This window comes from Ferrovibrio sp. (assembly GCF_046297895.1).
Taxonomy (GTDB): domain Bacteria; phylum Pseudomonadota; class Alphaproteobacteria; order Ferrovibrionales; family Ferrovibrionaceae; genus Ferrovibrio.
In genome coordinates, this window is sequence record NZ_JBKBHC010000004.1 from 106,331 (window position 1) to 126,963 (window position 20,633).

Annotated in this window: 25 protein-coding genes; 15 read left to right on the forward strand and 10 right to left on the reverse strand. The window is 63.3% G+C overall.

The genetic code is table 11. The features are described 5' to 3' along the window. Positions 1-45: 45 nt before the first annotated feature. From ACK4FK_RS07600 to ACK4FK_RS07610, 3 genes are read right to left on the reverse strand one after another with little or no spacing between them, the layout of a single operon-like run. Entirely contained in the window at positions 46-603 is a 558-nt protein-coding gene (locus ACK4FK_RS07600) for a hypothetical protein (RefSeq protein ID WP_409743388.1), read from the reverse strand. Further along, the gene (locus tag ACK4FK_RS07605) at positions 600-929 is read right to left on the reverse strand and encodes a rod-binding protein (RefSeq protein WP_409743391.1); all 330 of its coding nucleotides are present in this window, start codon (positions 927-929) and stop codon (positions 600-602) included. Before ACK4FK_RS07605 ends, ACK4FK_RS07600 begins: the two co-directional genes overlap by 4 nt. Continuing rightward, positions 929-2,266, reverse strand: coding sequence for a flagellar basal body P-ring protein FlgI (locus ACK4FK_RS07610; protein WP_409743393.1), 1,338 nt, complete (start codon positions 2,264-2,266; stop codon positions 929-931). The genes ACK4FK_RS07605 and ACK4FK_RS07610 overlap by 1 nt, the downstream gene beginning before the upstream one ends. Positions 2,267-2,460: 194 nt before the next feature. On the opposite strand from ACK4FK_RS07610, the gene ACK4FK_RS07615 reads away from it, so the two are divergent. Together ACK4FK_RS07615 and dksA are read left to right on the forward strand one after the other, a co-directional pair. Continuing rightward, on the forward strand, positions 2,461-2,892 hold the full coding sequence (locus ACK4FK_RS07615; RefSeq protein ID WP_409743396.1) for a flagellar assembly protein FliX: 432 nt from the start codon (positions 2,461-2,463) through the stop codon (positions 2,890-2,892). 157 nt (positions 2,893-3,049) lie between these two features. Next, entirely contained in the window at positions 3,050-3,469 is a 420-nt protein-coding gene (gene dksA, locus ACK4FK_RS07620; RefSeq protein WP_409743398.1) for an RNA polymerase-binding protein DksA, read from the forward strand. A gap of 149 nt (positions 3,470-3,618) precedes the next feature. Here dksA and flgH read toward each other — a convergent pair whose 3' ends face one another. From flgH to flgF, 4 genes are read right to left on the reverse strand one after another with little or no spacing between them, the layout of a single operon-like run. Further along, complete coding sequence (gene flgH / locus ACK4FK_RS07625; RefSeq protein WP_409743401.1) at positions 3,619-4,404, reverse strand: flagellar basal body L-ring protein FlgH; 786 nt, start codon at positions 4,402-4,404, stop codon at positions 3,619-3,621. 27 nt (positions 4,405-4,431) lie between these two features. After that, positions 4,432-5,205 (reverse strand): flagellar basal body P-ring formation chaperone FlgA, encoded by a 774-nt coding sequence (flgA, locus tag ACK4FK_RS07630; protein WP_409743403.1) that lies wholly within the window; start codon positions 5,203-5,205, stop codon positions 4,432-4,434. 29 nt (positions 5,206-5,234) lie between these two features. Then, entirely contained in the window at positions 5,235-6,020 is a 786-nt protein-coding gene (gene flgG / locus ACK4FK_RS07635; protein ID WP_409743406.1) for a flagellar basal-body rod protein FlgG, read from the reverse strand. A gap of 25 nt (positions 6,021-6,045) precedes the next feature. After that, entirely contained in the window at positions 6,046-6,771 is a 726-nt protein-coding gene (gene flgF, locus ACK4FK_RS07640; protein ID WP_409743410.1) for a flagellar basal-body rod protein FlgF, read from the reverse strand. 233 nt (positions 6,772-7,004) lie between these two features. On the opposite strand from flgF, the gene ACK4FK_RS07645 reads away from it, so the two are divergent. The 7 genes from ACK4FK_RS07645 to ACK4FK_RS07675 all read left to right on the forward strand — a co-directional run bounded on the left by ACK4FK_RS07645 (position 7,005) and on the right by ACK4FK_RS07675 (position 15,559). Next, positions 7,005-7,502 (forward strand): flagellar basal body-associated FliL family protein, encoded by a 498-nt coding sequence (locus tag ACK4FK_RS07645; protein ID WP_409743413.1) that lies wholly within the window; start codon positions 7,005-7,007, stop codon positions 7,500-7,502. A 15-nt stretch (positions 7,503-7,517) separates the two neighbouring features. Beyond that, complete coding sequence (fliM, locus tag ACK4FK_RS07650; RefSeq protein WP_409743416.1) at positions 7,518-8,543, forward strand: flagellar motor switch protein FliM; 1,026 nt, start codon at positions 7,518-7,520, stop codon at positions 8,541-8,543. Between the two features lie 11 nt (positions 8,544-8,554). Next, complete coding sequence (locus tag ACK4FK_RS07655; RefSeq protein ID WP_409743419.1) at positions 8,555-9,058, forward strand: DUF6468 domain-containing protein; 504 nt, start codon at positions 8,555-8,557, stop codon at positions 9,056-9,058. After that, positions 9,058-10,035, forward strand: coding sequence for a MotE family protein (locus tag ACK4FK_RS07660; protein ID WP_409743422.1), 978 nt, complete (start codon positions 9,058-9,060; stop codon positions 10,033-10,035). The genes ACK4FK_RS07655 and ACK4FK_RS07660 overlap by 1 nt, the downstream gene beginning before the upstream one ends. A 153-nt stretch (positions 10,036-10,188) precedes the next feature. Continuing rightward, the gene (locus ACK4FK_RS07665; RefSeq protein WP_409743424.1) at positions 10,189-11,625 is read left to right on the forward strand and encodes a DUF1217 domain-containing protein; all 1,437 of its coding nucleotides are present in this window, start codon (positions 10,189-10,191) and stop codon (positions 11,623-11,625) included. 32 nt (positions 11,626-11,657) lie between these two features. Beyond that, on the forward strand, positions 11,658-12,044 hold the full coding sequence (locus tag ACK4FK_RS07670; RefSeq protein ID WP_409743427.1) for a response regulator: 387 nt from the start codon (positions 11,658-11,660) through the stop codon (positions 12,042-12,044). Between the two features lie 194 nt (positions 12,045-12,238). Further along, on the forward strand, positions 12,239-15,559 hold the full coding sequence (locus ACK4FK_RS07675; RefSeq protein ID WP_409743430.1) for a tetratricopeptide repeat protein: 3,321 nt from the start codon (positions 12,239-12,241) through the stop codon (positions 15,557-15,559). A 34-nt stretch (positions 15,560-15,593) separates the two neighbouring features. Here ACK4FK_RS07675 and fliP read toward each other — a convergent pair whose 3' ends face one another. From fliP to ACK4FK_RS07690, 3 genes are all read right to left on the reverse strand, one after another. Next, a complete protein-coding gene (gene fliP, locus ACK4FK_RS07680; RefSeq protein WP_409743433.1) occupies positions 15,594-16,358 on the reverse strand; it encodes a flagellar type III secretion system pore protein FliP in 765 nt (254 codons plus the stop codon). Next, positions 16,351-16,719, reverse strand: coding sequence for a hypothetical protein (locus ACK4FK_RS07685; RefSeq protein WP_409743436.1), 369 nt, complete (start codon positions 16,717-16,719; stop codon positions 16,351-16,353). The genes fliP and ACK4FK_RS07685 overlap by 8 nt, the downstream gene beginning before the upstream one ends. A 79-nt stretch (positions 16,720-16,798) precedes the next feature. Further along, positions 16,799-17,101: an EscU/YscU/HrcU family type III secretion system export apparatus switch protein gene (locus ACK4FK_RS07690; RefSeq protein WP_409743439.1), complete on the reverse strand. Its 303-nt coding sequence runs from the start codon at positions 17,099-17,101 to the stop codon at positions 16,799-16,801. A gap of 138 nt (positions 17,102-17,239) precedes the next feature. On the opposite strand from ACK4FK_RS07690, the gene flgB reads away from it, so the two are divergent. The 6 genes from flgB to flhB all read left to right on the forward strand — a co-directional run bounded on the left by flgB (position 17,240) and on the right by flhB (position 20,629). Next, complete coding sequence (gene flgB, locus ACK4FK_RS07695) at positions 17,240-17,653, forward strand: flagellar basal body rod protein FlgB (protein WP_409743442.1); 414 nt, start codon at positions 17,240-17,242, stop codon at positions 17,651-17,653. A 28-nt stretch (positions 17,654-17,681) separates the two neighbouring features. Further along, a complete protein-coding gene (gene flgC / locus ACK4FK_RS07700; protein ID WP_409743445.1) occupies positions 17,682-18,092 on the forward strand; it encodes a flagellar basal body rod protein FlgC in 411 nt (136 codons plus the stop codon). Between the two features lie 22 nt (positions 18,093-18,114). Continuing rightward, on the forward strand, positions 18,115-18,414 hold the full coding sequence (gene fliE / locus ACK4FK_RS07705; RefSeq protein ID WP_409743448.1) for a flagellar hook-basal body complex protein FliE: 300 nt from the start codon (positions 18,115-18,117) through the stop codon (positions 18,412-18,414). Positions 18,415-18,477: 63 nt separating this feature from the next. Beyond that, positions 18,478-18,744 carry a flagellar biosynthesis protein FliQ gene (fliQ, locus tag ACK4FK_RS07710; RefSeq protein WP_409743451.1) on the forward strand — a complete coding sequence of 89 codons (267 nt, stop codon included), beginning with the start codon at positions 18,478-18,480 and terminating at the stop codon, positions 18,742-18,744. A 10-nt stretch (positions 18,745-18,754) separates the two neighbouring features. After that, positions 18,755-19,519 (forward strand): flagellar biosynthetic protein FliR, encoded by a 765-nt coding sequence (locus ACK4FK_RS07715; RefSeq protein WP_409743454.1) that lies wholly within the window; start codon positions 18,755-18,757, stop codon positions 19,517-19,519. A 9-nt stretch (positions 19,520-19,528) separates the two neighbouring features. Then, positions 19,529-20,629, forward strand: a complete 1,101-nt coding sequence (flhB, locus tag ACK4FK_RS07720) for a flagellar biosynthesis protein FlhB (protein ID WP_409743456.1) — start codon at positions 19,529-19,531, stop codon at positions 20,627-20,629. Positions 20,630-20,633 lie beyond the last annotated feature (4 nt).

Sequence of the window (20,633 nt, forward strand, 5' to 3'; positions counted from 1 at the left end):
CACTGCACGCGGATCGGACGGGGCCCGGGCCGTTTGAGCGTGGTCTCAGCAGACCTCGTTGTTGAACAGCGATACCGGCTGGCGCGCGCCGTAATTGGCGGTTAGGGCGGTCATGCTGCCGGTGCGGCCATAGCCGGTGCCGAGCTGACTTTGTTTGGTCGCACCTCGTATCACGGCATCCAGCAGCATCTTGTTGGCGTCGCGCGCGGTACGCACCACGATCTCGTTGCGCTTGCCGACTTGCTGCATCTCGCCCAACAGCTGCTTCAGCTTCTCGCGCTCCGCTTCAGGCGCGCCATGCAGCGCATCCGGATGCTGTTTCAGCACCTTCTGCTTGTCGCGCAGCAGGCCGGCAATGATGCGCTTCTGCTCTGTGGTGCGCGGCAGGTTGTCGTAATCGTGGCGCTCCAGCATCGCAGTTTCCTGCTGCATGATGTCCTTTAGCTGGATCACCAGGTCGCTGAGTTCGGGCACCGTCGGCGGCACGGCACCTGCACCGCAATTGTCGGCCGGGCGTGGTCCGGTATCGATCCCCAGCCGCTGGGCAACGCGCGGGTTCACCGGCTGCGATCGAGGGGCAGGGCTTTGCGGGCGATGGTTCATGACTGCGCCTCCTGCATTTTCAGGATCTGATCGTAGACCATATTGGCGATGCCGACGCCGCGGCCCCGGGCCATTTCCCGGCCATACTGCTCGTTCAGGAAAGACCGCCAGGTCGCTTCCGCCTGCCCGCCGCCCATCGGTCCATCGGTCTTGATGTCCTTCGACATGAATTCGAAGAATTGCGACAGGAAGAAGGCCTCGAAATCCTCTGCCGCCTTGCGGGCGCTGCCGCCCTTGCGCAGGCTGGCCTCGCCGGCCATGCGGTCGGTCCGCGCCTGGTCGACGGCGTAGGCGTTCAGTGTGGCGCTAGAGCTGAGGGTCGACATCACATCACCTGGATTTCGGCCTGCAGGGCGCCGGCGGCCTTGATCGCCTGCAGGATCGTGATCATGTCGCGGGGACCCACGCCAAGGGCGTTGAGGCCGTCGACCAGTTCCTTCAGTGACACGCCGCGCGGGATGATGCCGAGGCGGCGGTCGGCCTGTTCGTCGACCTGAATGTCGGTGCGCGGCACCACCACGGTCTGGGCGCCACCGCCGATCTGGCCGGGCACGGTTGCCGTGCCGGTGCCGGGAACAGCCTGGGTGATGGTGTCGAAGACGAAATTGCCCGATGCATCCTTCACCGGCTGGCCATCGGGGCCGATGCGCGGAACCTGCACGGTGCCGGTCGTTGCCGACGTGCCGGCGATGCCGGCCACGCTGGCCGGGCCCGGCGCGAAGGGATTAGGCTGCGAGACCTGCGGCGTCTCGGTGATGCGGATGGTGAGCGAGCCCTGGGCGATGGCGACCGTGTCGATACGCACATTGGTGCCCATCACGATGGTGCCCGAACGCTCGTCGATCACGACGCGCGCCATTTGGTCGGGTTCGACCTGCAACTGCTCGACTTCGGTCATGAAGCCGATGACGTCGCGGCGGTAGCGCTCCGGGATGTCGATATGCACGGTGCTGGGATCCAGCGCACGCGCGGTCGGCACGCCGGCAAGGGTGGATACGGCCTGGCTAATGCGGCGCGCGGTGGTCAGGTCCGGATTCTTCAGCGCCAGGCGCAGCACCGGCAGCGAGGCCAGTTCGAAACCGACTTCGCGTTCGACGATGGCGCCATTGGCGATGCGGCCCGACGTCGGCACGCCGCGCGTGACCTGAGCCGCGGCGCCCTGGGCGCGGAAACCGCTGATCGCGATGGCGCCCTGCGCCACGCCATAGACCTCGCCGTCGGCGCCGAGCAGGGGAGTCACCAGCAGGGTTCCGCCCTGCAGGCTCTTGGCATCGCCCATGGTCGAGACATTGACATCGATGCGGCTGCCGTGACGGGCGAAGGGGGGGAGCGAAGCCGTGACCATCACGGCGGCAAGGTTTTGGGTCCGGAACGTGCCGGCATCGCGAATGTTGACGCCGAAACGCTCCAGCATCGCCTGCAGGCTCTGCCGGGTGAAGGGGGCGTTGGTCAGGCTGTCGCCGGTGCCATCCAGGCCGACCACGAGGCCATAGCCGACCAGCATGTTGTCGCGGATGCCCTCGAAATCGGCGATATCCTTGATGCGGGAGCCGGCCTGGGCCGGCATGGCGGCAAGTGCGCTCAGCAACAGGCAGCCACTCAAGGCCGCCATGGCCAGGCGCTGCAGCAGGGGCTTGAACCGGTTATGGGCGAAGCGGAACATATCGCATCTTCCTTTACGCTCGCGGCTATCGCAGCCGCCTCTCGCAACAGGTAATGCGAAGCTCATGCCAATGGTTAATTGATTGAATTATAATGGATTTGATTGCAATGCGGGGTGTCATGCGGCAAAAAATGCCGGCTTTACCCGGCCAGTCTTATCGGGCACCATGCAGGACGTAACGGATCGCAAATCCCATGAGCATCGACAAAGTCAAAGGTCCAGGCAGCATTGCCCCGGGGGCGCCCAAACGCACGACCGGCGCCGGCGGCGCCGGCGGGGCCAGTTTTGCTAGCCTGCTGAAGGGCGCCGATAAACCGACGGGTCAGGCGCCGCAGGTTGCGCCCATGGCGGCACTGGACGCCATGCTGACCATCCAGGCAGTCGACGAGCAGACCGGCGGCCGGCAGAACCGCCAGCGCGCCTTCCGGCGTGGTTCTACCCTGCTCGAGAAACTGGACGAAATCCGCCATGGCCTTCTGGAGGGCCGCATCCCGGCAGCCCGGCTTCAGTCGCTGGCCCAGGCCCTGCGGAGTGAAAAAATGGCGGTTGAGGATCCCCAACTGGCGGAACTGATGGCCGAGATCGAACTGCGCTGTGAAGTGGAATTGGCCAAGCTAGGCCTCTGAATGAAATAGTCCGTAAGCGGATTGTTCACAATTTTTTCAAAAAATCAAAGGCTTCCAGTGGGTTCGATGGCCTTGCCCCGGACCGGGCCGATTCATATACTCCCGCGCGCCGCGGCCGGGGGTCCGGAGTCGCCGCGGCGCCTGGAGGGTCTCTTACATGGGTATCCAATTGAAGGCGAATTATAGGCCGACTGAGAGTGAGGCCTTCATGAACCCGCGCATGAAGGAATACTTCCGCCGCAAGCTGCTGGCCTGGAAGGAAGAAATTCTGCGGGAATCCAATCAAACCCTGCAACATCTGCAGGAGGATACGACCCAGGAGCCGGATATCGCCGATCGCGCCTCGACCGAGACGGATCGTGCGCTCGAACTCCGGACGCGTGACCGCCAGCGCAAGCTGATCTCCAAGATCGATGCGGCGTTGAAGCGGATCGACGACGGGTCGTATGGCTATTGCGAGGAGACCGGCGAACCGATCTCGCTCAAGCGCCTCGAGGCCCGCCCGATCGCCACGCTGTCGATCGAGGCGCAGGAGCGCCACGAACGCCGAGAGCGGACTCATCGCGATGACATCTGAGGCATCGCAGCCCTGAAATGACGAAAAGGCCGGTCTTCTGACCGGCCTTTTGCGTTTTACACCCCTGGCGTTTTGCCGCGGACCGCATCCTGCGATCCTGACGCACGTTCTGGCGCGCCCGCATTGCGGGCGGGGTGGGGTACCTCCGCTCAGAACGGAGAGATGATGTCGAAGATCTGCTGACCCCAGCGACCCTGCTGCACGTCAGTGAGCTGGCCGCGGCCGCCATAGGAGATGCGGGCTTCCGCCATCTGCGTATGGGCAACCGTATTGGTGGCAGTGATGTCTTCCGGCCGCACGATGCCCTTGATCAGCAATTCGCGGATTTCATTGTTGACCCGGATCTCCTGACGACCCTGCACGACCATATTGCCATTGGGCAGTATCTGGGTGACCAGAGCGGCGACGCTCAACGTGATCTGTTCCTGGCGGTTGATCTGCCCCTGGCCCTGCACGCCTGACGACGAGTTCATGCCGACGAGGTTATCGGCATCGGCGCCATTGAAGATGCGGGTGAGCGCACCGGCCTCGAGGCCGAGGAAGTTCGGCAGACCGGCCGACTCGCTGTTGTCACGCGAGGTCGTGGTGTTGTTCTGCAACTGCGCGCGTTCCTGGATATTGATGTTGACCGTCAGGATGTCGCCGACCTTGGTGGCGCGTGGATCCTTGAAGAATTGACGCGCGCCAGGGCGCCACAGCGAATTGGCGTGGCGCGGCGTTACTTCCGGGGCCGGCATCGGCAGGCTGACGGCGCGGTAGTCGCGCTGTTCCGACGGATTGTCGATCTTGCTCAGCGGCGGCGCGGAACCGACATCGGCCAGCCGGCTGATGTTGCCGCAGGCGCCAAGTGCGAGGGCAATCGCGGCTATGCCGGCAAAGCGGAATGCGTGGGCGAAAGTCGTGCCGGTGTGGGCGGTGGGGATCGAGCGGAGCATGGCTGTTTCCTTTTTGCTCGGCATAGGTCAGTTCGAGACGATCATATTGGGGGCGGTGATGACCTGAACCTGGTTCAAGCCGATCACGGTCGCCTGCACGGTCTTTTTGCTCTGTACATTCATCACCTGAATCACATCGCCCATGCTACCGGCCTCCATGGCGCGGCCGGTGGTGGTGATGGTCAGTCCCGGGCCCTGCGCCACCATCGTGACGAGTCCGTTCTTGGTGATCACTTCCGGCTTGCCGATGTCGCTGGTGCGCAGCGGCCGGCCGGCGGCCAGCGGCCGGCGTGGGCTGTGGCCAATCAGATCCTCGACGCGGTCGATATAGCCGCCGCCATAGCGGCCAGCCGGAACCCTGATCCATTCGATATCGGACTTGGTGATGGTTTCCCCGGCAGCCACGCGGTTTTTCAGCACGGGCAGGGATTCCACGTTCTGCGCCCGGCCGCTGAACCTTACGGCCTCATTGCGGCCAGGTGTGGTCAGCGAAGCCATGAAGCGACCGCTGCGCGAGTCGAAGGAGAAACTCTCGACCTGCAACACGGCCTGGGCCGTCGCCGGGACCTCGATATAGTTGTCCATTCCGTGGAAATAGATATCCACCGGCTGGCCGCCATTGCGCTGCTGCACAAGCTCGGCGATCCGGCGGGCCACTTCACGCTCGCCGATGACGCGGCCAGCGCCGCCGCCCACCGAGGCGACCTGGGTCTGTGCCGCGGCCGGCGGGATATTGGCCATGGGCAATACCATGGCTGCGGTTGCGAAACCGGCGAGAAGCAGAGTGCGAAGCGAGGCCATGGCGGATCTCCGTTTGGCGTATCAGGGCATCAGCGCAGACGGGTTGCGGTCTGCAGCATCTCGTCTGATGCCGTGATGGTCTTGGAATTCATTTCATAGGCGCGCTGCGCCGTGATCAGGTTGGTGATTTCCTGCACCGGATTCACGTTCGAGGTTTCCACATAACCCTGGCGCAGGGTACCGAAGCCCACGGCATTCGGATTGCCCACGGTGGGCTGGCCCGAAGCTGCGGTTTCCAGGAACAGATTGTCGCCCGTCGCCTCCAGGCCGGCATCGTTGATGAAGGTCGCCAGCTGGATCTGGCCCAGCTGCTGGGCATTTGCCTGACCAGCGATGCGGGCCTCGACGATGCCGGTGGCATCGATGCTGACCGACAGGGCGCCCTGCGGCACGGTGATCGCGGGATTAAGCAGATAGCCATCGGTGGTGACCATCTGGCCCTGTGCGTTGATCTGGAACGATCCGGCGCGGGTATAGGCGGTTTCGCCCGAGGGCAGGGTGACCTGGAAATAGCCTTTGCCGCTGATGGCCAGGTCATAGGTGTTGCCCGTCAGGGTCAGGTTGCCCTGTTCGTGGATGCGGTAGACGCCGGCGGTGCGCACGCCGACGCCGATCTGGATGCCCGACGGCACGATGGTATTGGCATCCGACGAAGAGGCGCCCGGACGGCGCATGTTCTGATACAGCAGGTCCTGGAATTCGGCACGCTGGCGCTTGAACGCCGTCGTGCTCATGTTGGCGATATTGTTCGAGATCACCTCGACATTGAGCTGCTGGGCCATCATGCCGGTGGCGCCGGTGCTGAGCGAACGCATGGTCGGTTCTCCTGCTCTTTAAGTCTTACGCCGTGCGCCCAAGCCGCTGGATTGCGGTGCGCATGCGTTCATGTTCTGAGTCCATCAGGCTTTGCGTGCCCTGGTACTGCCGGAGCAGTTCCATCATCGCCGTCATCTCGACGATCGGCTCGACGTTGGAAGCCTCCAGCATGCCCTGTACCAGCGTGCTGCTGGCCGGCGCGGCCTGCGGCTCCTGGCTGGTGGCATAAAGGCCCTGAGCGGTTTTGCGCAGTTCCTGGTCGCTTTCGAAAGTGACCAGGTCGATCTTGGCGACTTGCTGCTGGCCGACCGTGATGGTGCCGTCGGCGGCGACGGTCGGGACATCCTGGGCATCCTGTGGCAGGACGATATCGCGGCCACGGTTATCCAGAACGGGGTGACCGCCCGTGGTCACGAGGCGACGGTCGGCGTCCAGGCGCAGGTGGCCGTCTCGGGTGTAGCGGCGGCCTTGCGGGGTGTCGACGGTGAGGTAGCCGTTGCCGGTGATGGCGAGGTCGAAGGTGTTGCCGGTCTGCTCGAGTTTGCCGATACGCGTATCGCGCAGAACGGCGAAGTCATTGACAAAACTGACCTTCTTGGCGTCGTTCGGGCCTTTCAGGTACTCCTCGAACATCACCCGCTCGCCCTTGTAGGCGTTCGAGTTCATGTTCGCCAGGTTGTTGGCCAGAACATCCATCTCGCGCCGCATGCTCGAGAGGCGGGACAGGCCGATATAGGTCGTATTCTCCATGGCTCCAAACTCGCGTTTAGCCGTTGTCGGGCTTTCATTTGCAGAGCTCGTGCCAATTGATTTTATGCCGGAAAACGGGGAATAAATTTGGTTAATTTGCCGCAGGGGGGCATTTTGGCCGGGCGTGGAGCCGATGACCCGGCAAATTCTGCCGGGCGGTGATAAAGTGTTAACTCTGCGGCCTTACCAATGGCAGCCTAGACTGAACAGGCAGAGGCCAGGGATTCGCCGGCATGAGTGACGAGACCGAAGGCCAAGAGGGCGGCGAAGAGCTCGAAGGCAAGAAGAAGAAGGGCAAGCGCGCGATTGTCATCATCGCGGCTGCCGTTCTGCTGCTGCTGGTTCTGGGCGGCGGCGGCGCGGCCTATTTCTTCCTTTTCGCCGGCAGCAGCGAGGAGGCAGAGGTCAAGCCCGAGCCGCCGAAAGTGACGGTCTTCTATGACCTGCCGGACATTCTGGTGAATCTGAATTCCACCGGCCGCCAGGCGTCCTATCTCAAGCTCAAGGTGGCGCTGGAACACAACGATCCGCTGGCAACGCCCAAGCTGAACGAATTGCTGCCGCGTGTGACCGATAACTTCCAGATCTATCTGCGCGAATTGCGGCCCGACGATCTGGTTGGTTCGGCCGGCCTGTACCGGCTGAAGGAAGAATTGCTGATCCGCGTCAACCAGGCGGTGGCACCGATCAAGATCAATGATGTCCTGTTCAAGGAGATGTTGATCCAGTGACCAAGCGAGGCAGTCATGGCGGATAATCCTGAAGACGGCGCAGCCTGGGCTGGTGGCGGCGACGACGCCGGCGGGTCTACCCGCATCCTGAATCAGGATGAAATCGACAGCCTACTTGGCTTCGATGCCAGCGTAGAGGAGGATGCGGACAAAGCTGGCATACGCGCGATCATCAACAGCGCGCTGGTTTCCTATGAACGCCTGCCGATGCTTGAGGTGGTGTTCGACCGCCTCGTGCGTCTGATGACGACCAGCCTGCGTAACTTCACGTCCGATAACGTTGAAGTTTCGCTCGACAACATCACCTCGATCCGCTTCGGCGATTATCTCAATTCGATCCCGCTACCGGCCATCCTCAGCGTATTCCGCGCCGTGGAGTGGGATAACTACGGCTTGCTCACGGTCGACAGCTCGCTGATCTACTCGATCGTCGACGTTCTGCTTGGTGGTCGTCGCGGCACGGCTGCGATGCGCATCGAAGGGCGTCCCTATACGACCATCGAGCGCAATCTGGTCGAGCGCATGGTCAACGTCGTGCTCGACGACATGCGCGCCGCCTTCGAGCCGCTGGCGCCGGTCAATTTCTCCTACGACCGCATCGAGACCAATCCGCGCTTCGCCACCATCGCCCGCCCGGCCAATGCGGCAATTCTTGCCCGTCTGCGCGTCGACATGGAGGATCGCGGCGGCCGTCTGGAGCTGATGCTGCCCTATGCGACGCTGGAGCCGGTGCGCGAGTTGCTGCTCCAGATGTTCATGGGCGAAAAATTCGGCCGTGACTCGATCTGGGAAAACCACCTTGCCACCGAGCTGTGGTCCACAGATGTGGAAATCGAAGCCGTGCTGGATGAGCAGGTCATGACGCTCGGCCAGGTGATGAATCTCGAGGTCGGCAAGACCATCATGTTCAACGCCACGCCGGAATCGGTGATCATGATGCGGTGTGGCGGCATATCCATGGTGGAAGGTCGCATGGGGCGCATGGGCAACAACATCGCGGTCAGGATCGATCGGACATTGAAGAATCTGGGGGGTGTATGATGACGGTGACATTGGTCGTCGAAATCGTCGTTGCCGTCCTGCTGGTCATTACCTTCGGCATTTCCCTGGTGCTGAACCGGCGGCTTGGTAATCTGCGCGCCAACCAGGACGAAATGCGCCGTCTGATCGGAGAATTCGACAAGGCGTTGACAAAAGCGCGTCAGGGCATGACGGAACTGAAGGCGGCGTCGGCGGGGGCCGATGCTGCGCATGACGAGCGCATGAAGCAGGCCAAAATACTGCGCGATGAACTCGGCTTCATGATCGAAACGGCCGACCGGCTGGCTGACCGACTGGCCGGTGAGGCCAGCGGCAACCGCGCGGTTCGACAAGATGCGATGGGGCAGCGTGGTACGGATCGCGGCCCGGAGCGTCCCGCGGCGGCGGAACGGCCGCAGCCGGTGACCCCGTTCCCGGCCAAGCGTGCGGCGCCGGCCGGCGGCCGCGATTTCAAGATTGAGCCGCGATCCGAGGCGGAGCGCGAATTGCTCATGGCATTACGGCAGGCCCGATAATGACGAACGGTCGGCAGGCGCAGGCGATGCAGGCCGGGAAACCTCGCCTCGCGTCGCGCGTGCGGGTTCTGCCGCTGACCATTTTGGCCGTGGCTCTGCTGCTGGGACTGAAAATCGGCGCGCTATGGCAGGGCAGGGCGGAACTGTTCGTGACGCCGGCCGGAGCGCAGCAACAGGGTGCAGGGCAGGGGGCCGGGCAGCCGACCCAGTTGACGCCCCGTCCTGCCGCGCAGGCCCAGGCTCAAGCTCAGCCGCCGGCCCAGGCTTCCACGCCCCAGCCTGCTGCTCCCCAGTCTGCTGCTCCCCAGTCTGCCGCTACTCAGACCCCGGCCGCGGCACAGGCCCCGGGGCAGCCAGGCGGCGGCAATGCGACGCCGTCATCCAGCGTGAAGTCGCTCGCCGATCGCGATCCGACCACATTCACGCGCGCCGAGATCGAGTTGCTGGCCAATCTGGCGCAGCGGCGCGACCAACTCGAACAGCGTGCGCGCGAGATCGATCTGCGCGAAAGCCTGCTGGCGGCCGCTGAGAAACGCATCGACGAGCGGATCGCCGAGCTGAAGAAGCTTGAGGGCAGCATCAAGCAGATCGTCCAGCAATACGACAAGCAGGAAGAACAGAACCTGCAGGGCCTGGTGAAGGTCTATGAAAACATGAAGCCAAAGGATGCCGCCCGCATCTTCGAGCAACTCGATGCCAATGTCCTGCTGGGTGTGGTCGAACGGATGAAAGAGGCCAAGCTGGCTGCCGTGCTCGCCGACATGAGTCCGGCCACGGCTCAGGATCTCACGGTTCGCCTGGCAACCCGTAAACAGATCCCGCCGAGCCTGCGGGCCGGCGCCGAAAGCCAGATCCAGCCCGCCGCCGCCCCGCCCACCGCCGCCCCGCCCGCGGCGCGCCCCGCCGGACAGGCTCCTGCGGCGCAAGCGCCCGCTCCAGCGGCACCGCAGCCGCGCGCCCCTGGGGCCGGCGGCTGAAAAACACGGTTAATTATGGGTTAATGCACTGAAAAGACAGGGAAAACCCTGTCTTGCCGCCCCCGTGTGCCGTGGTAGTATTAGCGATCAGGAATTCAGCATTGATCCAGAAGGATCGATGCAGGCCATCACTGCCGCAGGAGGCGTGCAAGGATGTCTATCGATTTAAGCATCCTATACAGCGGAGCGGGCACCAGCTCGGCGACGATGTCGCCGACTGCGATGTATCGCAAGCTGCAAAAGTTGGCCGAGGATAACGCCGCCAAGAGCTCGTCGGATACCGCTGCCGAGAAGGCGAAGGCCATCACGCGCGAATTCAACAACGCCGCGATCAGGCTGCGCAATGCGCAGGCCAAGGAAAACAACGCTCAGGTACAGAACGATGTCATTTACTTCCAGAATCGCGCGGCAACCGCCACGACGGTAAGCGAACTGGTCAACGACAATCGTTTCCTCCGCGTTCTGGCATACGCCAATGGCTATGAGGACCTGTACCGGAACGATCCACAGAAACTGCGCGACATCCTGCTCAGCGACCCGAACGACCCCGGGTCGGTTGCTCGCCAGGGCAGCCTGCGCGATATCGAGCTTTCCAACAAGTATGGCTTCGGCACGACCGGGACCCTGCTCGATGCCGACGGCAATACCGTCGGGCTGAATGCCGACGGCAAGATCGTCAATGACGGATCGCATGTCGCGCCGCTTGATCCCGGCCTTGCCCGCATTCGCAATCTTCTGATCGATAACAACGGTCGGGCGATGGTCACCGATTCGCCCATTCCGGCCAATGACGGCAAGCTGATCTTCGGCTCCAGCCTCGCCGGCCGCGATGCCAGTCTCTATTCTGCTAAGCTGTCGCGAAGCATTCTGCAGGAGGAGAAGCCCTCCACCTCCATCTCCTCAACCAGCTACGAATTCGATAGTCCGGATTTCCAGCGATTCCGGGAGCGCAGGGACATAAAGTCGGAAATAGACTATTTCACCGAGAACATCGCGCAGATCAAATCGGTCGATGACTTCTTCAACAACAGCCGCCTGCTGAGGTTCGTGCTGTCCGCTTATGACCTGGAAAGCGAGGCCCAGTATCCCGGCAAGATACGCAAGATACTGGAGAGCGACCTGACCGACGTCGATTCTCTCGCCAACCGCTTCCAGGATCCGCGCTTCAAGAAGATGACCGAGGATCTCGGCATTTTTCTGTTCAAGGATGTCAAGCTGAAACTCGGCTCCACGGCGATAGAGCTTGGCCGTAAGTTTGAACGCGTCAAATACGAACAATACCTCGACGAGCAAGCGCCCGGCGTGCGCGCCGCCATCGAGTTCACGCGCCGTATCAAGGACGTCGACATGACGGTGCAGTTGCTTGGCGATTCGGTGCTGCGCGAAGTGATCACCGTTGCCAACAACATTCCCAAGGAACTGGCCTATCAGGAAGTGGAAAGCCAGGTCACGGCGCTCGAGAAGCGCGTCGACGTTACGGCCCTGAAGAATGACCGGAACGAGATCGAGAAAATGATCACGCGTTACCTGACCTTCAAGGGCGCGGAAAGCAGTGGCGGACAGAGCTATCTGCTGAATCTGTTCGGCTAGGCCCGGCGGCTGCTTTGCGCTATGCCTGTGGCATGGCGGCGGATTTCTCCCTTCCCATTCTGGTCGTCGACGACCATCGGACGATGCTGGCGATCATTGCCCGGCAGTTGCACGATATCGGCTTCCGGGATGTCGATACCGTCGGCGACCCTGTCACCGCCCTGACCATGCTCGGGCGTCGCCGCTATGGTGCCATCCTCTCGGACTGGAACATGGCGCCGATGGATGGCTTGGCGTTTTTGCGGGCCCTGCGGCAGGATCCGAAGCTGGCTGATATTCCGTTCATCCTGATCACGGCGGAAAACCGCACCGAGGCCGTGGTCGAGGCCCGTCGCCTCAAGGTGGACGGCTTCATCCTCAAGCCATTCGACGCGGCGCTGCTCAAGGCCCGGCTCGCCAGCGTGCTGGGTCCGTTTTGACCGGCAATCTGGCCGAAAGAACAATCTGTTAACGGTATCGCCTTATTCTGCCACGCTTCTATAATTGCGAAACGCGGGAGCGATTCCCCGTTTCAACCGGATCGACACAGACAGGGAGCATGGCGAAAAGGCACGACAGGCGGCCTCTGGCGACCCGGGGAAAACCGGTCCGCAGTGGTGTTGCCGGCCTGGCAATGGTCGGCGCCCTCGGTCTTTTCTCGCCCGCGCTGCTGGCCCAGGCCGACCCGCAGGTGAATACGCCGCCGATCGGCCGTCCTGCCGCCACGCCGTCGCCGCCTGCCGCGGCGCCATCGGCTGCTCCGGCGCAGGGCCGGCCGACGCCCGCGCAGACGGCCGCAGCGCCTGTCCGCCTGCGCGCCGGGGAACATCCGACTTATACACGTCTGGTTTTTGATTGGCCGCAGCGCGTTGACTTCGATGTCGCCACCGAGGGCGAGAAGGCAACGATCCGGTTTGCCAGCCCGATGCCGGTCGATCTCGGTCGGCTGCCCCAATTCCCGCCGCGCAACGTCAAGGAACTGTCCTGGCAGGCCCAGGGCGATGGCGGCATCGTCAGCTTCGCCATTCCGGAGGGCGCAAACGTCAAATCCTGGCGCGACGGGGCCAAGATCGTGCTGGATATCACGCCCGCGCCGGAAACCAAGGCAACGGAGGCCAAGCCCGCCGCCGCCAAACCGGAACAGAAAGTTGCCGAGACAAAGCCCCCAGCACCGCCCGCACCGGCAACGCCCGCACCGGCAACGCCCGCACCGGCAACGCCTGGAGCGGCAACGCCCGGACCGGCAATGCCTGGAGCGGCAACAGCCGGGGCATCATCGACTGCGCCGGCAAGGCCGCCGGCTGCTGCCGCACCACCCGCCACCGCATCCGTGCAGGCGCCGGCATCGGCATCTCTGCCGACCAGTCAAATTCCTGCCGCCCCGCCAACGGCCACCCAGCCCAGCGCCACCCAGCCCAACACCACCCAGCCCGGCGCCGCACCGGCTGCCGGGGTGCCGGCGGCTGCCCCGCTAGCCACCGTGCAGGCGGCGCCTCTTGGTGCCTTCATGCCCGCACCGCCCGTTGGTCCAATTACGGGCGAACCGCTTGTGCCGGGCGTCGACTCCAGCCGCACCGGCCCGTTGCTGAATTTTCCATGGACCAGGCCTGTCGCGGCGGCGGCGTTTATGCGCAACGGCAATCTTTGGCTGGTTTTCGACCGTGCGGCCAATGTGGACCTGCGGCCGATCACCACGCGCGACTGGGGCGGCGCGATCAATGGCGTGGAACAGATTCCTGTTCCCGGCATCACCGTGCTGCGGCTGGCCGCGCCCAGCGGCACGACGGCCAACTTCACCCGCCGGAACACGGGCTGGCAGATCGGCATCAACACGATCCAGCCGGAACAGCTTGTTCCCAGGGATGCCGCGCCAGGGGCGCTGACCGACGACGCGGCTTCGCCGCGCAACCGGCCGCAGGAGATTGACGTACGGCGTCAGCTTGATGCCGATGGCGGCGCGCGCCTGTTCTTTGCTGCCAACGATCCGTCCCCACATCTGGTCATTCCCGATCCCGATACCGGCGACTTAATCACTGTGGTGCCCTATGCCGGCGCCAATGGCGGCATCCTGAACCGGCGCGATTTCATCGAACTCAGCGTTTTGCCCAGTTTCCAGGGGTTTGCCATAGAAACGCATGCGGACAACCTCGACATCCGTCGCTATCCGCGGGGCATCGAGATCGCATCGCCTGGCGGGCTGGCATTGTCGGCCCCGCGCGGCGCAGATCCCAAGAGCGGCACGCTCGACATCCTGCAGTTCGCCGAATGGCGCAAGGTGGACGGCAAGACCTATGCCGAGCAGGAGGAAAACCTGCTGCGCCGCATCGGCTTGAGCCCGCCGGGGCAGCGTCAGCAGAACCGCATGGCCCTGGCGCAGTTCTATGCTGCCAATGACATGCAGCCCGAGGCCCTCGGCGTGTTGGCCAAGGCGCGGGCCGAACAACCGGACCTGGAGCGCGACAAGCTCTATCGCGCGCTGCGCGGAATTGCATATCTGCGGCTCGGCCGCCTGACCGATGCGGCCAACGATCTCGACTCAAAGGTCTTCGACGACGATCCGGATGTTCTGGCCTATCGCGGCATGCTGGCTGCCGAGCGCGACGACTGGCCGGCGGCGCGGCGGGCCTTCTCGTTGTCGGGTGCCGCGGTGGCGAAATTCCCGCCCGATCTGCGCGCCGATCTGCGCCTTACCATGGCGCGGGCGTGGCTGGCAGGTGGCGATATCGCGGCGGCGACCGCAGAACTGCAGGCGCTGGATTGGGATATTCTGACCCAAGGCCAGGCCGCCGAGGGCAATTATGTGCGCGGCCTGCTTGCCAACGCCACCAACAAGCCGGAAGAGGCGATCCGCTACTTCGACCTTGCCTCCGGCAGCGGCGACCGTCGCGCCCGCGCCCTGGCGGAATTCGCCAAGACCGACATGATGTTGACCCGCAAACTGATCGATGTGCCGCAAGCGATCGAGCGCATGGATCAGCTGCGCTTCGCGTGGCGCGGCGGGCCGTATGAATTCAATCTGCTGCGGCGCCTTGGTGAACTGCAATTCTCCACCGGCGACCTGCGCGGCGGCATCACCACTTTCCGCCAGATCGTGAAGTATTTCCCGAAATCGCCGGAAGTGCCGCTGTTAACCAAGCAGATGAGCGACGAATTCGCCAAGCTGTTCCTGGATGGCGGTGCGCAGGCGCTGCCGCCGCTGACGGCTCTGGCACTGTATTACGACTACCGCGAACTGACCCCGCCGGGACCTGAAGGCGACGAGATCATTGGCAAGCTGGCCGACCGGCTGGTCTCGGTCGATCTGCTGAACCGCGCCGCAGAGCTGCTCGAACATCAGATCACCTATCGGCTGCGGGGCGAGGACCGCTCCAAGGCCGGCGCCCGTCTGGCGGTGGTCTATCTGCTTGACCGCAACCCCGATGCCGCACTCAAGTCGCTGCAGGCGACCAATGCGCCCAACCTGTCGCCCGCAGTCGTGCAGGAGCGCCGTCTGCTGGAAGCGCGTGCGCTGGGTGACCTGGACCGGTTCCCCGAGGCGCTGAACCTTTTGGGACAGGATCAGAGTCCCGAGGCGCGCAGCCTGCGGGCCGATCTGCATTGGCGCGCCAAGGACTGGCTCGCCTTCGCACGGGTCGTCAGCCAGGCATTGGGTAATCGCCATGCCGATCCCGCACCGCTCAGTCCCGACGAACGCAAGCAGGTCTTGCAGCTTGGCGTGGCCTATTCGCTTAGTAACGACATTCCGGCCCTGAACGACCTGCGCGGCAAATACGAGGCGAAATTCCGCGACACGCCGGATGCGCCGGCTTTTGTCGCCGTGGCCAGCACTGTAACGCGCGCGACCGGTGATCCGCGGGAGCTGGCTGCCACGATCGCCCAGATCGGCCAGTACGAGGCGTTCATGAGCCGCTATCGCGACCGGGTCGCCAAGGGCGGCCTGAGCGCCATCAACTGACGCTGGGCTTAACTGACGGGCGGCTTTCGCCGGCCTAGCTGGCTCCCAGGAAGCTTTCCACCAGCGCGGCGCAAACCAGGTTCCAGCCGTCGACCAGCACGAAGAAAATCAGCTTGAACGGCAGTGAGATCATCACTGGTGGCAGCATCATCATGCCCATCGACATCAGCACCGACGCGACGACCATGTCGACCACGATGAATGGTATGAACAGCAGGAACCCTATTTCGAAGGCCCGCTTCAGTTCGCTGATCATGAAGGCGGGGATCAGCACGCGCAGCGAAATCGCCTCCGGGTTCTCCGGCGGCGGCAGGCGGGCAAAGCCGCTGAACAGCGCAAGGTCCTTTTCGCGGACCTGGCTGCGCATGAATTGGTGAAACGGCGCAATGGCGCGATCAAAAGCCGTGCGCTCGTCGATCTGCTCCTCCATCAGCGGCTGTATGCCTTCCGCGTAGGCGCGTTCCAGCGTCGGCTGCATGATGAAGAAGGTGAGGAACAGCGCCAGACTGACCATTACCGTATTGGGCGGCGTTCCCTGCGTGCCCAGCGCGCTGCGCAGCAGCGACAGCACCACCACGATACGCACGAAACTGGTGATGACCACCAGGATGGATGGCGCCAGGGCCAGAACCGTGGTGAGGGCCAGCAGCTGGATGACCCGCCCGGTCAGGGTGCCGCCCTGGCCGAGGTCGATCGACACCGACTGGGCCATCAGCGATGACGGAGTCAGCAGGAAGAATCCCGCCAGGACGATGGCCAGGCTCAGGGTGATGCAGGTTGTGATCCGGCGCTTAAGCATTGCGGCTGCGTCCCTGACGGCCCGGTGCGCGCAGCGTAGGCCAGCCTCCGGCATCGTCGGCCATGTCTCCGCCTGCCGATGGTCCCGTGCCGGTTCCGGTTACCGGAATGCCGGCCTCGATCACCACGTCGCCGTGATTGCTCAGCAGGACCAGGTGTTCGGTATCGTCGCGGCGGATCAGCACCAGCCGCCTTGCGCCATCGACTGGCACGCTGTCGACCACGCCGATCCGCTGGCCCGGCCGCCACTTGCCGAAACGCGCCCCGCCGGAAAAGGCGCGGGCGCCATAATAGAACAGGGCCAGCAGGATGAGCAGCCCGCCGAAGGCGATTGCCAGTTGAGGGAAGTCGATGCTGTCCATGCCGGGTTCCTGATTGCGCGTTACTTTGGTGGCCGCTCCCGAGTCGGGTCAAGCCGATACGGCCTGTCATTCCCGCCCGTCATTCCGGCAGAGGCTTGCCCTGGGTGCGATAGATGTAACTGAGGATTTCTGCCACGGCGGCAAAGGCTTCCACCGGGATCAGGGAGTCGATGTCCAGCTTGGCCAGGATTTCCACCAGATCGGCGTCTTGCCGAACGGTGATGCCATGGTCCAGCGCGATGCGGACGATCTGTTCGGCGATATGGCCCTGACCCGAAGCCACCACGCGGGGCGCCTCGTCGCGTTTGGGATCATAACCCAGGGCAACAGCTTTGCTGCGGGGCGGCGGTTTGCCGGAGGACGGAGGGGGATCTGTGGCCATGGCGGGCAGGGGGATGCGGATGCTGGGGCATCCTACCACGCCCACCGGTTAACCGAATCTTTACGGCTGGGGGCCAGTCTGCCAGTCAGCGGCAAAGGCTGACGGAACCCGTCCGGCCGGCCCGACGAGGGAATTGGTATGGATCTTGACCGCATCAGCCTGCTGAAGGCGATCACCCGGCGCATGGACTGGCTGGGCGAGCGTCAGCGCGTGCTGGCGGAGAACGTCGCCAATGCCGATACCCCCGGCTATAAACCCAAGGATCTCAAGCAGGTAAGCTTCAGCGAACTGGTCCGAAACAGCCAGGTCGGCATGAGTGCCAGTGCGACCCAGGCAGGCCATTTCCGCGGCCTGGGCGGCCGCGGCGGCGATGCCTGGAAGGCCGACCGGACCAGAACCTACGAGACCGCGCCCAACGGCAACGAGGTCAACCTCGAACAGCAGATGATGACTGTGGCGGAAAACCAGGCCGACCACTCCCTGATGACCAACCTATACCGCAAGCAGGTCACCATGCTCCGCAAGGCGATCGGCGGCGGTGGCCAGCGCTGATTGCGGCGGTGTTTAACGGAGGCGATCGATGGATCTGAAAAACGCCATGAAGATATCCGCCTCGGGCATGCGGGCGCAGGGTGAGCGCCTCAAGACCCTGGCGGAAAACATCGCCAATGCCGACTCCCTGGCCAAGACGCCGGGCGGCGATCCCTATCGGCGCAAGGTGATCAGCTTCAAGAGCGAGCTTGACCGCGCCACCGGTGCCAACCTGGTCAAGGCCCAGCCGCCGAAGACCGACAGGTCGGATTTCGACCTCAAATACGACCCCGGTCATCCGGCCGCGAATGCCGATGGCTATGTCAAGATGCCCAATGTCAAGACCGTGATCGAGATGGCCGACATGCGCGAGGCCCAGCGCACCTACGAGGCCAACCTGAACGTGGTCGATTCGGCGAAGCAGATGATCACCCGCACGGTTGATCTGCTGCGGAACTGACCGGACGAGAGGAGGCTGAACCATGGCGGATCTTCGCATAGGCGGCGCGCTTCCCGGCCTATCGGCCACGCTGGCGACCGAAGATGCTGGCAAGGTCAAGGCCGGCGGCGGCTTTGGTGACATGCTCGGCGAGGCATTGCAGCAGGCCGTCAACGCATCCAAGCAATCCGAAGCCGTCTCGGCCAGGGCCGTGGCCGGCAAAGCCGATGTTACCGACGTGGTGACGGCCGTGACCAACGCGGAAGTGGCCCTGGATACGGTTGTGGCGGTTCGCGACCGCGTCATTTCGGCCTATCAGGAAATCATTCGTATGCCGATCTGATCCGCATCCCCGGCTGGGGTTGTGGCAGACAATGCGCTATGGTCGGCGGCAGAGGACGAATCGATGACGGCCGTCGAAGTAGTGGACATCATGCGCGAAGGCATCTGGGTGCTGATCAAGGTGGCTGGCCCATCGATGATCGTAAGCCTGGTGATCGGCATCGTGATATCGCTGTTCCAGGCCCTGACCCAGCTGCAGGAGCCGACGCTGACCTTCGTGCCGAAAATCCTGGCGATCTTTGGCACCTTGGTGATCACCATGCCCTTCATGATCGGCGCCATGGTGACCTTCATGGAGCAGATCGCCGGCCGCATCGCGGGTTTGCAGTAGCGGGGCGGCCGTGCTGCAGGATTTCGTCGCCGGCAATGTCTATGCATTCATCCTGATTTTCTGCCGCCTCGGCGCCGCCATGATGACGCTGCCGGGCGTCGGCGAGAGTTCCGTGCCGGCCCGTGTCCGCCTCAGCATCGCCGTGCTCACGGCCGCTCTGTCCACGCCGATCCTGGGGCCGACGCTGCCGCCGATGCCGGCCCAGCCGTTCCATCTCGCGTTCCTGGTCGTCACCGAAATCGGCTTTGGTCTGGCTCTTGGCCTGATATCCCGCATGATCATGTCGGCCATGCATGTGGCGGGCACCATCATCGCCATGCAGGCCGGTCTGTCGGCGGCCATGTTCTTCGATCCGAACCAGGGTTCGCAGAGCGTCCTGATCAGCAGCGCGATGGTGTTCCTTGGCATTGCGCTGGTCTTTGCCACCGACCTCCATCTGCTCGCCCTGCAGGCGGCCTATGACAGCTATGTGCTTTTCCCGCCCATGAAGGTTCCCGCCTTTGGCGATTTCGCCAATGTGGCGACCGACCTTGTGGGGTCGAGCTTTGCCGTTGGCGTCAAGATGTCGGCGCCATTCATCGTCTATGGCATCATCTTCAACGTTGCGCTCGGCCTGCTCAACCGCCTGATGCCGACCTTGCAGATTTTCTTCATCATGCAGGCGCCGCAGATCGCCACATCGCTGTTCGTGCTCGGGTTTTCGCTGGCGGCGATCGGAGTGATGTTCACCACGCGCTACGAGGAGCTGATCGCCCAGTTCCTCGTGCGGCGCTAGGAGGCGGCAATGTCGGAAGATGCCGATCCAGAATCCAAAACGGAAGACCCTTCCAGTAAACGGCTTGCCGACGCCGCCAAACAGGGCAACATCGCCAAGTCGCAGGAAATCAGTCATCTGTTCGTCTTCATGGCGGCAGCCCTGTTGTTGTGGCTGATGGGCGATCTGATGTCGCGCCGCGTGATCGGTTCGACGCTGGTGTTTTTCGAGCAGCCGCACCGCATTCCCATCGATGCCAGTCACCTGACCCGGCTGGCTGTCGACATGATGCTGGATCTTGGTCTGGTGGTCAGTCCGGTGCTGGGCGTGTTCATCGTCTTCAGCCTGGCGGCGAGCATCATCCAGAATCCGCCGATGTTCACGCCGGAGAAGATCAAGCCGGACATCGCCAAGCTTTCGCCGATTGCCGGCCTCAAGCGCATCTTCTCGGTTCAGGGCGCCGTCGAATTCGTCAAGAACCTGATCAAGGTTTGTATCATAGGCGCCATTCTGTTCGCCATCCTGGTTCCCGAACTCGACAAGCTGGAGGCGCTGATCGAGCTTGACCTGTCGGTCATCCTTCCTTTCTGCATCACCATCGTGCTCAAGCTGCTGGGGTCGCTGATCGGCATCATGGCCGTGGTGTCGGTCGCCGATTACCTGTACCAGCGCTACAATTTCATGAAACAGCTCCGCATGACCAAGCAGGAGGTCAAGGACGAGCACAAGGAAACCGAGGGCGATCCGGTCGTGAAGGCGCGCCTGCGGCAGTTGCGCATGCAGCGCGTGCGCAAGCGCATGATGGCTGCCGTGCCCGAGGCGAGCGTGGTGATCACTAACCCGACGCATTATGCCGTCGCCCTGAAATACGAATCCGGACAATCCGAGGCGCCGATCGTCGTGGCCAAGGGCGTCGATGTGTTGGCGCGGCGCATTCGCGAGATCGCCACCGAACACAAGGTGCCGATCGTGGAAAACCCGCCGCTGGCCCGTGCGCTCTACAAGGTCGAGCTGGACCAGCCGATCCCCATAGATCATTACCGCGCCGTGGCCGAGGTGATTTCCTACATCATGCGCCTGAAGGATGGCCACGACGCACGCTACGAGCCCAAGGTCGAGACGGTCGAGTAGCGCA

What these genes read in the sequence shown, in the direction of transcription:
- ACK4FK_RS07600 (WP_409743388.1), bottom strand. Translation starts at nt 603, where the DNA reads ATGAACCATCGCCCGCAAAGCCCTGCCCCTCGATCGCAGCCGGTGAAC.
- ACK4FK_RS07605 (WP_409743391.1), bottom strand. Translation starts at nt 929, where the DNA reads ATGTCGACCCTCAGCTCTAGCGCCACACTGAACGCCTACGCCGTCGAC.
- ACK4FK_RS07610 (WP_409743393.1), bottom strand. Translation starts at nt 2,266, where the DNA reads ATGTTCCGCTTCGCCCATAACCGGTTCAAGCCCCTGCTGCAGCGCCTG.
- ACK4FK_RS07615 (WP_409743396.1), top strand. Translation starts at nt 2,461, where the DNA reads ATGAGCATCGACAAAGTCAAAGGTCCAGGCAGCATTGCCCCGGGGGCG.
- dksA (WP_409743398.1), top strand. Translation starts at nt 3,050, where the DNA reads ATGGGTATCCAATTGAAGGCGAATTATAGGCCGACTGAGAGTGAGGCC.
- flgH (WP_409743401.1), bottom strand. Translation starts at nt 4,404, where the DNA reads ATGCTCCGCTCGATCCCCACCGCCCACACCGGCACGACTTTCGCCCAC.
- flgA (WP_409743403.1), bottom strand. Translation starts at nt 5,205, where the DNA reads ATGGCCTCGCTTCGCACTCTGCTTCTCGCCGGTTTCGCAACCGCAGCC.
- flgG (WP_409743406.1), bottom strand. Translation starts at nt 6,020, where the DNA reads ATGCGTTCGCTCAGCACCGGCGCCACCGGCATGATGGCCCAGCAGCTC.
- flgF (WP_409743410.1), bottom strand. Translation starts at nt 6,771, where the DNA reads ATGGAGAATACGACCTATATCGGCCTGTCCCGCCTCTCGAGCATGCGG.
- ACK4FK_RS07645 (WP_409743413.1), top strand. Translation starts at nt 7,005, where the DNA reads ATGAGTGACGAGACCGAAGGCCAAGAGGGCGGCGAAGAGCTCGAAGGC.
- fliM (WP_409743416.1), top strand. Translation starts at nt 7,518, where the DNA reads ATGGCGGATAATCCTGAAGACGGCGCAGCCTGGGCTGGTGGCGGCGAC.
- ACK4FK_RS07660 (WP_409743422.1), top strand. Translation starts at nt 9,058, where the DNA reads ATGACGAACGGTCGGCAGGCGCAGGCGATGCAGGCCGGGAAACCTCGC.
- ACK4FK_RS07665 (WP_409743424.1), top strand. Translation starts at nt 10,189, where the DNA reads ATGTCTATCGATTTAAGCATCCTATACAGCGGAGCGGGCACCAGCTCG.
- ACK4FK_RS07670 (WP_409743427.1), top strand. Translation starts at nt 11,658, where the DNA reads ATGGCGGCGGATTTCTCCCTTCCCATTCTGGTCGTCGACGACCATCGG.
- ACK4FK_RS07675 (WP_409743430.1), top strand. Translation starts at nt 12,239, where the DNA reads ATGGTCGGCGCCCTCGGTCTTTTCTCGCCCGCGCTGCTGGCCCAGGCC.
- fliP (WP_409743433.1), bottom strand. Translation starts at nt 16,358, where the DNA reads ATGCTTAAGCGCCGGATCACAACCTGCATCACCCTGAGCCTGGCCATC.
- ACK4FK_RS07685 (WP_409743436.1), bottom strand. Translation starts at nt 16,719, where the DNA reads ATGGACAGCATCGACTTCCCTCAACTGGCAATCGCCTTCGGCGGGCTG.
- ACK4FK_RS07690 (WP_409743439.1), bottom strand. Translation starts at nt 17,101, where the DNA reads ATGGCCACAGATCCCCCTCCGTCCTCCGGCAAACCGCCGCCCCGCAGC.
- flgB (WP_409743442.1), top strand. Translation starts at nt 17,240, where the DNA reads ATGGATCTTGACCGCATCAGCCTGCTGAAGGCGATCACCCGGCGCATG.
- flgC (WP_409743445.1), top strand. Translation starts at nt 17,682, where the DNA reads ATGGATCTGAAAAACGCCATGAAGATATCCGCCTCGGGCATGCGGGCG.
- fliE (WP_409743448.1), top strand. Translation starts at nt 18,115, where the DNA reads ATGGCGGATCTTCGCATAGGCGGCGCGCTTCCCGGCCTATCGGCCACG.
- fliQ (WP_409743451.1), top strand. Translation starts at nt 18,478, where the DNA reads ATGACGGCCGTCGAAGTAGTGGACATCATGCGCGAAGGCATCTGGGTG.
- flhB (WP_409743456.1), top strand. Translation starts at nt 19,529, where the DNA reads ATGTCGGAAGATGCCGATCCAGAATCCAAAACGGAAGACCCTTCCAGT.